Consider the following 12208-nt stretch of genomic DNA (forward strand, 5'->3'; position numbering starts at 1 on the left):
CTTCTGGAGCCGGGTTCTAAGCCCACATAAACAATATGTCAAACCGGTTTTTGATGGCGATGTCATTTTTTCAATAAACGACTGATAAATAAATGAAATATTGATTACGAAATTCGGTTTTCCCGTTTGGCGGGTCGTTCAAGCTGCGAAATTCGGACAGTCACCACGTAAAACGCTGCCTGTAGATGTCTTTTCATGGACAGGGGAACACCTGCTCGCTAAAATGGCGTTGTATCAGTTCTGCAAGTGTCAAAAACGCGCGCGGATGAAAAGGGAATACGGTGAGGACGACCCAAGTAAGGGCCGAAACCGTGGCTGCCCCCGCAACTGTGAACGGCGAGCGATGTCCATCATGCCATTGGCCTCAAGGCCGATAAGGCGGACAAAGCCCAGACCCGTGAGCCAGGAGACCTGCCGATACGCATGCCGCGAAAGCGGTTCTCACCATCACCGCGCGGAGGGCGCGGAAGAAAGGACTTGATCACATGCATATAGAAGTCGGCATTATCGATCCGGCCAGGGTGGCGCTTGCCAATGCCGCAGCGCTGTCGCTGGTTGCCTCTCAACTCCCTGCACTTTGGCGTCATCCCTTGATGCTCCCTAAGACGGCGCTTGCCGCCATTGCTTTCTCAATCATGATGCAGGTCTGGCATCTGCCAGTCGGGCCATCGGAATTGCACCTGATCGGTGCGACCACCATTTATCTTCTCTTCGGCTTTACGCCCGCCATGCTGGGCTTTGCGCTTGGCCTCGTCTTACAGGCATTTCTATTCGAGCCGGGGGACATTCCTCATCTCGGCGTCAACGCCCTATCGCTGATGCTGCCGATGATGGTGGTACATTATACCCTTGGGAAGCATCTTTTTTCCGGCGAAATCGGCAAGCGCTTCAATCTCGCCAGAGTATTGGGGCTGGATGCCACCTATTATGCCGGGGTGTCGGCCATGGTTGGTTTCTGGCTGGCTATTTCTAACGACGGGCTTGCCTTTGCCGATTGGGGACGCTGGGTCATTGCTTATGCACCGGTATTTGCCATTGAGGCATGCATCACATTTACCATCGTCCTCGCCGTACGGCGGATACGGCACCTTCGCGTGACCAGCCAGATCACCGAGATCGACCGTTTGACCTTTGCCTGAGATCAGCGCAGTTTAAGAGAATGGGAAGCGCGCGTGCGATGGCCGCGCGCTTTTTTCTTTGAAAATCCCACCGCGATGGGTTAGGCGCGCTAGGACTGCATCATGTAGAGAGCAGCCGGTTGGAATGTTTATGACGTGTTTGAGCAATAAAATTGACTTACGCGCTTGAACCAGATCACCAACGCGAGATGGCAGCGACATAAAGGGGCCAAGCGATGCGCATTTTGAAAGAAGCTTTTTTTCCCGAGCTTCCCAACTATTATCGCGGCAAGGTCAGAGAAAATTACGATCTGCCCGATGGCAGCCGTATCATTATATCGACAGATCGTTTGAGCGCTTTCGACCGTATCCTGGCTTGCATCCCTTATAAAGGTCAGGTCCTGACGCAGACGGCACGCTACTGGTTTGAACAGACCGCCGATATTTGCCCCAACCATGTCATTGCCTATCCCGACCCTGCCATTGTCATCGGCAAGCGCCTGACGATCCTCCCCGTGGAAGTGGTGGTGCGCGGCTATCTGGCCGGCACGACCGGAACGTCGATCCTGACGCTTTATAAGAAGGGGCAGCGAACGATGTATGGCATGACATTGCCGGACGGCATGCGTGACAATCAGAAACTGCCGCAGGCGATCATCACACCGACCAGCAAGGAATTCGACGGTGGTCACGATGCACCGCTCACACCCGCAGAAATTATCGATAACGGCCTGTTGACGCCTGATCAATGGCAGCAGCTTTCCCAATACGCGCTGGCTCTTTTCGCTCGCGGCCAACAGAAGGCGGCCGAGCGCGGCCTTATTCTCGTCGATACCAAATATGAATTCGGCACAGACGAGGCCGGTAACATCCTTCTGGCTGATGAAATTCACACGCCAGACAGTAGCCGTTACTGGATTGCTGAGACTTATGAACAGGCCTTCGCCCAGGGAACCCGGCCGGCAAGCTTCGACAAGGACTTCGTACGGTCATGGGTGGCGGAACGATGCGATCCGTATAAGGACGACATTCCAGAAATTCCACAGGACTTGGTCGAGGCAACCTCTAAAGTGTATATCCAGGCCTATGAGGCCATTACAGGATTGACGTTCCAGGCTGATGATTCCGGTGAAACGCCCTTTGATCGCGTGAAAGCAAATCTCTTCTCCTATCTCGACCGGCGCTAACGATCATGACAGCGCCAAAAACCACAGGCAAGCCCACCGGACGAAGCGCTGGCAAGCGGGAACCATGCCGCCCGCGCAGGTCACGTCGTCCGGCGGCCGAAACGCGCCAGGAAATCCTGCGGGCGGCGGAGGAGCTGTTTCGCCAGCGCGGGTACCAACAGGTGGCGATGGCGGATATCGCAGCAGAGCTGGAAATGTCTCCGGCCAATGTATTCAAGCATTTTCATTCCAAAACCGCGCTGGTCGATGCGATCGCGACAGCCCATCTCGAAAAACTAATGGCCGGGCTCGCTGACCTGGAACTGCTTCCTTCACCTCAGATGAAGTTGCTGCAGATGGCCGAGCAGCTCCTGACCAAACTGCTGCAGGACGTTTGCGACAATCCGCACCTGTTCAAAATGATCGTGCTGACCACCGATCTGGAACTCACCGCCGCCGATCTCTACAGGGAAAAGATTTGCGCGATTTTCGAAACCATCGTCCTTGAAGGCGTGGCGACGGGCGACTTTTTCGTCACCGATCCGCATCATACTGCATCCGTCATTGCCACCGCTTTGGAAGGGGTTATCCATCCACTTTCGATCACGCGGGAAAAGCCCGAGATTCTCCATATTCGTTGCCGGGATCTGATCGGCCTGGTGACTACCGCACTGCAAAATCCACTTGCAAAGTGACGGTTGTTAATTTACGTCACGAGATACGCCGTTTGTAGGCAAGCCGTGTCCTTGATGCCATCGCGCAAAAAACATCGGCCGATAGAGCGGTTACGGAATGTTATTGTCTTGTGATCATTTTCTTTTACTGAAACTGTCAGAACAAGACTATCTCGGAAATTAGGATCTGCGCATGGCCAGACATCTCACCCTGTCATCCATTATTCTCGTGGCGGCGATTGCGCTGAGCGGATGCAGCGATGACGGGAAAAAGCAAGCCGGCGGCCCGGGAGGGCCAGGGGGTCCCGGCGGTGAAAGACCGCCAAGCCCAGTCAGCGTTCTCGCGATTAAAAAATCCACCGCACCGCTGACGACCATATTGTCGGGCCGCGCAGAAGCTTTCCAATCCGCTGACATACGTCCACGGGTCGGCGGCGTGATCAAGGAAATAGCCTTCAAGGAAGGCAGCTTCGTCAAGGCTGGCGATCTGCTCTACAAGATCGACGAGGATACCTATAGGGCTTCATTGGATGAAGCCAAGGCGACCTTGGAAAAGTCTGAGGCGAGCGTACCAGCTGCCCAGGCAAATCTTCAGCGCTATGAGCGTCTGGCCAATACCGGTGCATCGCAAAAAGAATATGAAGACGCCCAAACGACGCTGCTCCAGGCAAAGGCATCCGTGTCTGAATCGCGCGCTTCTCTTCAAACTGCGCAGATCAATCTGGATCTGACATCCGTAAAGGCGCCTTTCGATGGTGTCACATCGGCAACCAATTATTCGATCGGCAACGTGGTCACGGCCAGCCAGACAGAATCGTTGATGACTCTGCGGCAGATCGATCCCATCTATATCTCCCTGAACGAATCCAGCGTTAATCTCCTGCGTCTGCGCGCCGCCATCGCCGCCAGCAATCTCAAGCGCAATAGCAACAAGGCGGATGCCGAGACGACCGATATCCGGCTGACGATGGAGGACGGCACTGACTATCCGCATGTCGGCAAGATCGACATGTCCGAAATGGCGGTCAGCACCTCAACCGGAACAGTGACCATTCGTGCATTGTTCGATAATCCTGACAATCTCATCCTGCCCGGCATGTATGTCCGCGCTACGATCACCGTTGGCGAAGAAGACGGTTATCTCATTCCTCAGCGCGCTGCCAGCCGCAATGCCAATGGCGACCTGACCGCCAAATTCGTAAACGCAGACAACAAAGTTGAGACCCGGACATTCCGCAGCAGCAAGCTGTCTGGCAACAACTGGCTGGTCAATGACGGCATCAAGGAAGGCGACCAGTTGATCCTCGATGGCTTCCAGTCGATCACCGACAACGCAACGGTCAAGCCGGTCCCATCGGAGATCGACTCTAAGGGCTTTGTTATTGCGCCAGCAGCAGGCAAGACTGCAACGGAAGCACCGAAATCATGATGTCAAAGGACATCTCCTGCAACATCGTGATCAGGAATTAACTCATGTCAAAATTCTTCATACGGCGACCGATTTTCGCCTGGGTGATCGCGATCGTGATCATGCTTGGCGGCGGGCTGGCTATCACCAGCCTGTCGATTTCGCAATACCCGGAAATCGCACCACCATCCGTAAAAATCAGCGCCACTTATACAGGTGCCAGCGCCGATACCGTCAAGAAGACCGTTACTCAGATCATTGAAGACGGAATGACAGGGCTGGATGGCCTGACATATATGACCTCTTCATCGACGTCTGGATCGTCATCCATCACGTTGACATTCGACAACAGCATCGATCCGGACATGGCTCAGGTCCAAGTCCAGAACAAGCTGCAACTGGTGGAATCGCAATTACCGTCCGTGGTGCAGAATCTCGGCATCGAAGTGACGAAATCGACTTCCAGTATTCTGTTGGTCGGTGCCCTCGTCTCCACGGATGGCAAGCGCACATCGGCGGACCTCGGCGATATCTTTTCCGCCCAGATTGAAGACCAGGTGAAACGCCTTGAAGGCGTCGGCAATATCAATGCCTTCGGCTCCGCCTTTGCTATGCGCGTCTGGCTTGATCCGTTCAAATTGCGCAAGTTTCAGCTGACACCTGCGGATGTCACCTCAGCCATTGAAGCACAGAATACCCAGATTTCTGTCGGATCGGTCGGCGGTCTTCCTGCTGTCGAGGGACAGCAGATCAACGTCACGATGACAGCCCAAAGCCAGCTGACCACTGTGTCGGACTTTGAGCGGATCATCCTGAAAGTCGACACCAGCGGTGCCAATGTCCGTTTGAGCGACGTAGCCCGTGTTGAAATCGGCCAGGAGAGCTATACATCCACCTCGCGGTCGAACCGTCAGGCGGCATCCGGCTTCGCGGTTAACCTTGCAACGGGAGCGAATGCTCTCGATACGGCGTCGCGTGTAAAGGCCAAGCTGGCGCAGATCGCTCCGGCATTGCCTCAGAATGTCAGCATCATCTATCCTTACGACACAACGCCTTTCGTATCACTTTCGATCGAAAAGGTCGTTCATACGCTGATTGAAGCCATCGTCCTCGTCTTCTTCGTCTTGTTGATCTTCCTTCAGAACCTGCGGGCGACATTCATTCCGATGATCGCCGTGCCTGTCGTTTTGCTTGGTACGTTTGGCATTCTGGCGCTGACGGGATATTCGATCAACACACTGACCATGTTCGCCATGGTGCTTGCCATCGGCCTTCTCGTCGATGATGCCATCGTCGTGGTGGAAAATGTCGAACGCATCATGACCGAAGAGGGCCTGCCCCCCCTGGAGGCGACCCAGAAATCCATGGGTGAAATCACTGGCGCCATCGTCGGCATCGCCCTGGTGCTGACGGCCGTGTTCGTTCCCATGGCGTTTTTCGGTGGCTCGACCGGCATTATCTATCGTCAGTTTTCGGTCACCATCATTTCGGCGATGCTGCTTTCAGCAGTTGTCGCACTCGTCCTGACACCTGCGCTTTGCGCGACGATACTGAAACCGATAGACAAGAGTCATAGGAAGACGACCGGTCCAGCCGCGTGGTTCAATCGCAATTTCGACCGCACGACCAATGGCTACGTCTGGTCCATTGGTCATCTGCTGAGGCGCCCGCTCCGGCTTCTGTTGATATTCGCGGTACTGGTCGGCGGTTGCGCCTGGCTGTTCCTGCGCCTGCCCTCCTCCTTCCTTCCGCAGGAAGACCAGGGCGTGCTGATGACGATCGTCCAGCTTCCAAATGGCTCGACCTCGGCGCAGACCGGCGAAGTGATGAAAAAAGTTGAAGATTACCTGCTCGACAAGGAAAGCAGCGTTGTCGATTCGGTTTTCGCCGTCAATGGTTTCAGCTTCAACGGGAGCGGCCAGAACTATGGCCTGGTTTTCGCCAAGCTGAAGGATTTCGACCTGCGCAAGAAGCCGGATATGGCCGCAAGTGCCATCGTCCAGCGAGCGATGGGTTATTTCATGACCATTCGTGAAGCGCAGGTCTTTCCGATTCTGCCACCGGCCATTCAGGGCATGGGCAATTCCAGCGGTTTTTCCTTGTATCTCGTCGATAACGGGAACCACGGCTCGGAAGCACTGTCGATCGCTGCGAAACAACTGCTGGCTCAGGCCAATAGCAGCGGCGTTATCACCGCCATGCGTCCGAACGACCGCGATGAGGAAAGTCAGGTCAAGCTTATTCTCGACCAGGAAAAACTGAGCGCCATGGGCGTGACGATTTCCGACGCCAACTCAATGCTGACGACCATTTTCGCCGGCACCAATGTCAATGACTTCACGCTGAACAACAAGATCAAGAAGGTCTATGTCCAGGCCGATGCACCCTACCGCATGCAGGCCGAGGACATAAAATATTGGGATGCCCGCAATTCGAGCAATGAGATGGTCCCCTTCTCATCGTTCACGGACGCAAAATGGGTCAACGGGCTTCCTTCGATTTCGGCTTTCAACGCTGTCACCGCCTTCTCGCTCGACGGTTCTGCGGCACCCGGCGTCAGCTCTGGCGACGCAATGAATGAAGTAGAACGTCTGGTTTCCAAGATGGAAGGCGGCTACACCGTCGCTTGGCAGGGCATCTCCTATCAGGAAAGACTGTCAGGCTCGCAGGCGCCCTTGCTCTACGCCTTGTCGGTGTTGATCGTCTTCCTATGCCTGTCGGCACTCTACGAAAGCTGGTCGATCCCCTTCTCGGTGATCATGGCCGTGCCGATCGGTGTTCTTGGCGCCGTTGCGGCAGCAACTTTGATGGGGCAGGACAACGATGTCTACTTCAAGGTCGGGCTGCTCACCACAATCGGTCTGGCGGCAAAGAACGCCATTCTGATCGTCGAGTTCGCCAAGGAGCGGCAGGAACATGGATTGAGCCTGATGGATGCGACCCTGGAGGCGGCAAGACTCCGTCTTCGGCCGATCATCATGACATCACTCGCCTTCATTCTTGGTGTCGTTCCGCTGGCAATTGCCACTGGCGCGGGCTCTGCAGCGCAGAATGCAATCGGCATCGGCGTACTCGGTGGTATGCTTTCTGCAACACTGCTCGGAATTTTCTTTGTTCCATCCTTTTTTGTCATTGTCAGACGTGCTTCAAACCGTGCAAAAGCCAAAGAAGAGCTGTTACAAGCTGAGCAGAAACGATAGGTTAAGAAACAGTTGCCGCGCCCAATAAAAGCGCGGCATTTTCGAGATTGTGGCGGTCGCGGCCCATTGCTTGCTCGGCGCGCCTTCGGATTGAAACAGGGATAGAATAGATGGTCTCCGTACGCTTAGCTGCGCCCTTTGCAATGCTGCTTCTGTCAGGTTGCGTGATGGGGCCCGAGCACAGCCCGCCACAAACCGCACTTCCTGCCAAGTTTACTGAGGGCGGCACGAAGTCTGCGCAAGACACGACCACAGTTCAGTGGTGGACGGCGTTCAACGATGCGCGCCTCAACACGCTGATCAACCAGGGCGTCAACCAGAATCTCGATGTTCTGCAGGCACTGGAGCGGATCGAGCAGGCGCGCGCGACCGTCGTCACCTCATCTGCCGGCGGCCTGCCTAGCCTGACAGGTACGGCAAGCGAAAGCGGCAGCCAGACCAATGGCGGCTATAACTCTCAGCCTCGGGCCTGGGAATCCAAAGGCGAGCTTTCCGCCTCCTGGCTTCTCGATCTCTGGGGTCAATATCGCCGCGCCAAGCAGAGCGCTACGGCATCGCTTGATGCCGCCTATGCCAGCGTCGATACCTCTCGCCTGACCTATCTTTCCGATCTGGCAACAGCCTATATCGATGCCCGCTACTATCAGGCTCGAATCGCAATCGCCAACGAAGCCGTCAAATCTCGCCGCGAAACCCTTGCGCTGACCAAGCTGCAGCTTGAGGCCGGTGCAGCTTCGCGCCTCGACGTCGTGCAGTCCGAAGGTCTGGTCAACTCGCAGCTGGCGGATATTCCCGGTTTCGAAGCCAATTTCTATAGCAATGCCTATCACATCTCGACGCTTCTTGGCCTTCCCGCCTCGACGCTCATCAACGATCTGAAGAAGCATGCTCCTCAGCCGGTTGCCCGTCGTGTGGTTCTGTCGGGAATTCCGGCTGATCTGATCCGCAACCGTCCTGACATTCGCAAGGCCGAACGCGATCTAGCCGCCGCCGTTTACGACATCGGCAATGCGCAGGCGCAGTTGCTGCCTTCGATCACGCTCAGCGGCTCGATTTCGCCGTCCTATGTGCATTCCAACACCCATGGCACAGCCAATACCTGGTCCTTCGGCCCGTCGCTCAACCTGCCGATTTTCGATGGTGGTACGCTGCGTGCCAATGTCAAGAACGCCCAGTCGGTCGCTCGTGAAAAATACCTAGCCTGGAAGCAGACTGTGCTGAACGGCGTCGAAGACGTTGAAAGCGCGCTTGCTGCCTATAACCGCGATGCTCGCGCCGTTGCAGCCAATCGCGCCTATGTAAAGTCCTATAAGGAAGCGCTCGAACTATCGACCGCATCCTATAAGGACGGCGCTTCGTCCTTGCTCGATGTCCTGGATGCGCAGCGTGAGTTGACCACCGCTCAGGCCAGCCTTGCCGAGTCGATCCAGCAAATGGCCAATGACTATGTGACACTGAATGTGGCCATTGGCGGCGGTTATAATTTCAATGGCAAGGCCCAGGCTATTGAAGCCAATGTCAAGCCTGCGGATATCCCGCCAGCGCTTGCCAAAGCCAAGTAAACACCAGACTTCTCATGCAAACGCCCGGCGATCCTGATCGCCGGGCGTTTTTTATTGATGGTCACTTTGTTTGCATTGCGTATTGCTGGCAGCGCTGAACACAAGCGTCTTTAAAGTTCCCGCATAACAGCAAAGAGCCCGGCTCGCGAAAACGAACCGGGCTTTTCCTTAATCAAACATCAGCCAGAAACGACAGATGGAGGCGCCGGAGCGCCGGACATCAGTCCTTGGCACGCTCAACATAGGAGTTGTCTTCAGTGGCAATCACCACGCGGGTTCCGGCATTGATATGTGGCGGTACCAGGGTGCGGATGCCATTGGAAAGCATCGCAGGCTTATAGGACGAGGATGCCGTCTGGCCTTTCACGACCGGTTCGGTCTCCATGATTTCCAGGGTCACGTGGCGTGGCAGGTCAAGCGCCAGCGCAACACCTTCATACATGGAAATAACGCAGGTCATGCCTTCCTGGAGATAGGCCTTCTGGTCACCCATGGTCTCGACATCTACGACGATCTGGTCGTAGTTTTCCGGGTTCATGAAGTGGAAGCCTTCACCATCCTCGTAGAGGAACTGGTGGTTGACGTCTTCAACGAAAGCACGCTCCACCTGCTCGGTCGTGCGCCAGCGTTCCGACACTTTCACACCGTCAACGATGCGGCGCATGTCGATCTGGGTCACCGGCGTGCCTTTGCCGGGATGGAAGTTTTGCGCGGTAAGCACGACATAGAGCTTGCCGTCGACTTCGAGAACATTGCCCTTGCGGACCGAAGAGGCGATGACCTTGACCATTCGGAATTCCTTGTATCTCTCAAACACACATCGTAAAGGACGACCCGGCGCCCCTTTGACATGCTGTGACGTTGCATGGGGCGCACCTAACCCAAATTTGCCGAAATAGCCAGCCCGTGTTGCAGCCGAATTGCCGGCCAATGACGAAAGATTAAGAGTGCAATGACTGGAATGAGCGAAAAGCGCCCCTCCGCCTCCCCTTGGTGGACACCGCGGGTCCATGCCGACCGCCGCCCCTTCCTGCTTGGCCGCAATGCCATCCAGGCCGCCCTGCGGCTCTATTTCAGCCGTAACGACTTCCTGGAGGTCGACGCGGCAACCTTGCAAGTGTCGCCCGGCAATGAGGCGCATCTGCACGCCTTCGCAACAAGCGCTATTGGCAATGATGGCCAATCGCATCCTCTTTACCTGCATACATCACCGGAATTTGCCTGCAAGAAACTGCTGGCCGCCGGCGAGTCCCGCATTGCCTGCTTTGCCCATGTCTACCGCAACCGGGAGCGCGGCCCCCTGCACCACCCGGAATTTACCATGCTGGAATGGTATCGCGCCGGGGAAGCCTACGAGCGACTGATGGCCGATTGCGCCGCCATCCTGGCGCTTGCCGCCGAAACCACCGGAACCCGGCAATTTTCCTTCCGCGGCGGCGTTTGCGATCCCTTTGCACCGTTTGAGCGGCTTAGCGTTGCGGACGCTTTCGAGCGCCATGCGGGCATCGATCTTCTGGGCAGCGTGTTTGCCGGTGGCGAAACCGACCGCGACCATCTGGCCGCACAGCTACGGCAGGTGGGTATGCGCGTTGCCGAGGACGATGGCTGGGCCGATCTATTCAGCCGTGTGATCGTTGAAAAAGTCGAACCGCATCTGGGCTTTGGCAGGCCCACCATTCTCGACCGCTATCCCGTGGCGGAAGCCGCCCTTGCCCGGCCTGCGACCGACGATCCGCGCGTCGCCGAACGGTTCGAACTTTATGCCTGCGGTGTCGAACTAGCCAATGCCTTTGGCGAGTTGACCGATCCGCAGGAGCAACGCCGTCGCTTCATGCTGGAAATGGCGGAAAAGCAGCGGGTCTATGGAGAGACCTATCCGCTGGATGAGGATTTTCTGGAGGCGCTGGCCATCATGCCCGAGGCCTCTGGCATCGCGCTCGGCTTCGACCGGCTGGTGCTGCTGGCGACCGGCGCGCAACGGATCGATCAGGTGTTGTGGACGCCGGTGGCGGAGCCACAGCCGTGACCGCGTCCGTCAAAACAGTGAAAACTGTCAGGGAATTGGTCGAGACCGGACTTGTTGCTGCCGAAACGGGTCCGGAATTGGACGCGGTGGCTGCCCGCTACGCCATCGCCATTACCCCCGCCATGTTGGCGCTGATCGACCCAAACGACCCCACAGACCCGATTGCCGCGCAATTCGTACCGCAGGCTGGCGAATTGGTGCATCAACCCGTGGAGCGCGCCGATCCGATCGGTGACCATGCCCATAGCCCGGTGGAGGGCATTGTGCATCGCTATCCCGACCGGGTTCTGTTGAAGGTGGTGCATAGTTGCCCGGTCTATTGCCGTTTCTGCTTTCGCCGCGAAATGGTCGGGCCGGACGGTGATGGTCTGCTCTCTGGCCCGGCGCTGGACGCGGCCATAGCCTATATCCGTGACCACAAGGATATTTGGGAAGTGATCTTTACCGGCGGCGATCCGCTGGTTCTGTCGCCACGCCGGCTGCGGTCGATCTTGCAGCAATTGGGCGCCATCGATCATGTCCGGATCATCCGGTTTCACAGCCGCGTTCCCGTCGCCGATCCGGCCCGTATCGACAAGGATCTGATCGACGCCTTGCAGGCAAGCGGCAAGACCACCTATATCGCCATTCACGCCAACCATCCGCGCGAGCTGACGCCGCAAGCCAGGGCGGCAAGCGCAAAGCTTCTGCAAGCCGGTTTTGCACTTTTAAGTCAAACGGTGCTGCTGAAGGGTGTCAATGACGATGCTGGCGTGCTGGCAGACCTGATGCGCAGTTTTGTCGACATGCGTATCCGGCCTTATTACCTGCATCACCCGGATCTGGCGCCCGGCACCGGCCATTTTCGTCTCAGCATAGCAGAAGGCCAAGCCATCGTCTCAGCCCTGCACGGGCATCTGTCCGGTCTCTGTCAGCCAACTTACGTGCTGGATATTCCCGGCGGCCACGGCAAGGCGCCGATCGATGCGAGCCAGATCAGCAAGGAAGGCGATCATTATCTGGTCACGGACTTCCATGGACATCACCACATTTATCGTGATCGGTAGAAATCATC

At 56.4% G+C, this 12208-nt stretch carries 9 protein-coding genes and 1 riboswitch; of the genes, 8 read left to right on the forward strand and 1 reads right to left on the reverse strand.

What is annotated here, in order from left to right; translation table 11 throughout:
• Positions 1-218: 218 nt before the first annotated feature.
• Positions 219-433, forward strand: a riboswitch (cobalamin riboswitch).
• Between the two features lie 52 nt (positions 434-485).
• From AVCG78_RS13380 to AVCG78_RS13405, 6 genes are all read left to right on the forward strand, one after another.
• Complete coding sequence (locus AVCG78_RS13380) at positions 486-1139, forward strand: energy-coupling factor ABC transporter permease (RefSeq protein ID WP_071204365.1); 654 nt, start codon at positions 486-488, stop codon at positions 1137-1139.
• A gap of 215 nt (positions 1140-1354) precedes the next feature.
• A complete protein-coding gene (locus tag AVCG78_RS13385) occupies positions 1355-2305 on the forward strand; it encodes a phosphoribosylaminoimidazolesuccinocarboxamide synthase (protein WP_012654290.1) in 951 nt (316 codons plus the stop codon).
• A 5-nt stretch (positions 2306-2310) separates the two neighbouring features.
• Positions 2311-2979 carry a TetR/AcrR family transcriptional regulator gene (locus tag AVCG78_RS13390; RefSeq protein WP_012654289.1) on the forward strand — a complete coding sequence of 223 codons (669 nt, stop codon included), beginning with the start codon at positions 2311-2313 and terminating at the stop codon, positions 2977-2979.
• A 172-nt stretch (positions 2980-3151) separates the two neighbouring features.
• Positions 3152-4387 (forward strand): efflux RND transporter periplasmic adaptor subunit, encoded by a 1236-nt coding sequence (locus AVCG78_RS13395; RefSeq protein ID WP_071204361.1) that lies wholly within the window; start codon positions 3152-3154, stop codon positions 4385-4387.
• Positions 4388-4431: 44 nt separating this feature from the next.
• Positions 4432-7566, forward strand: coding sequence for an efflux RND transporter permease subunit (locus tag AVCG78_RS13400; protein WP_071204359.1), 3135 nt, complete (start codon positions 4432-4434; stop codon positions 7564-7566).
• A gap of 110 nt (positions 7567-7676) precedes the next feature.
• Positions 7677-9128 carry an efflux transporter outer membrane subunit gene (locus tag AVCG78_RS13405; RefSeq protein ID WP_012654286.1) on the forward strand — a complete coding sequence of 484 codons (1452 nt, stop codon included), beginning with the start codon at positions 7677-7679 and terminating at the stop codon, positions 9126-9128.
• Positions 9129-9348: 220 nt separating this feature from the next.
• Here AVCG78_RS13405 and efp read toward each other — a convergent pair whose 3' ends face one another.
• Complete coding sequence (gene efp, locus AVCG78_RS13410) at positions 9349-9918, reverse strand: elongation factor P (protein WP_012654285.1); 570 nt, start codon at positions 9916-9918, stop codon at positions 9349-9351.
• 162 nt (positions 9919-10080) lie between these two features.
• Here efp and epmA point away from each other — a divergent pair, with 162 nt between their 5' ends.
• Together epmA and AVCG78_RS13420 are read left to right on the forward strand one after the other, a co-directional pair.
• A complete protein-coding gene (gene epmA / locus AVCG78_RS13415) occupies positions 10081-11154 on the forward strand; it encodes an EF-P lysine aminoacylase EpmA (protein ID WP_409065463.1) in 1074 nt (357 codons plus the stop codon).
• Positions 11151-12200, forward strand: coding sequence for a lysine-2,3-aminomutase-like protein (locus AVCG78_RS13420; protein ID WP_071204367.1), 1050 nt, complete (start codon positions 11151-11153; stop codon positions 12198-12200). The genes epmA and AVCG78_RS13420 overlap by 4 nt, the downstream gene beginning before the upstream one ends.
• Positions 12201-12208 lie beyond the last annotated feature (8 nt).

It is taken from the genome of Gillisella vitis (assembly GCF_021559775.1).
GTDB classification, from domain to species: domain Bacteria; phylum Pseudomonadota; class Alphaproteobacteria; order Rhizobiales; family Rhizobiaceae; genus Allorhizobium; species Allorhizobium ampelinum.

What these genes read in the sequence shown, in the direction of transcription:
- AVCG78_RS13380 (WP_071204365.1), top strand. Translation starts at nt 486, where the DNA reads ATGCATATAGAAGTCGGCATTATCGATCCGGCCAGGGTGGCGCTTGCC.
- AVCG78_RS13385 (WP_012654290.1), top strand. Translation starts at nt 1,355, where the DNA reads ATGCGCATTTTGAAAGAAGCTTTTTTTCCCGAGCTTCCCAACTATTAT.
- AVCG78_RS13390 (WP_012654289.1), top strand. Translation starts at nt 2,311, where the DNA reads ATGACAGCGCCAAAAACCACAGGCAAGCCCACCGGACGAAGCGCTGGC.
- AVCG78_RS13395 (WP_071204361.1), top strand. Translation starts at nt 3,152, where the DNA reads ATGGCCAGACATCTCACCCTGTCATCCATTATTCTCGTGGCGGCGATT.
- AVCG78_RS13400 (WP_071204359.1), top strand. Translation starts at nt 4,432, where the DNA reads ATGTCAAAATTCTTCATACGGCGACCGATTTTCGCCTGGGTGATCGCG.
- AVCG78_RS13405 (WP_012654286.1), top strand. Translation starts at nt 7,677, where the DNA reads ATGGTCTCCGTACGCTTAGCTGCGCCCTTTGCAATGCTGCTTCTGTCA.
- efp (WP_012654285.1), bottom strand. Translation starts at nt 9,918, where the DNA reads ATGGTCAAGGTCATCGCCTCTTCGGTCCGCAAGGGCAATGTTCTCGAA.
- epmA (WP_409065463.1), top strand. Translation starts at nt 10,081, where the DNA reads ATGACTGGAATGAGCGAAAAGCGCCCCTCCGCCTCCCCTTGGTGGACA.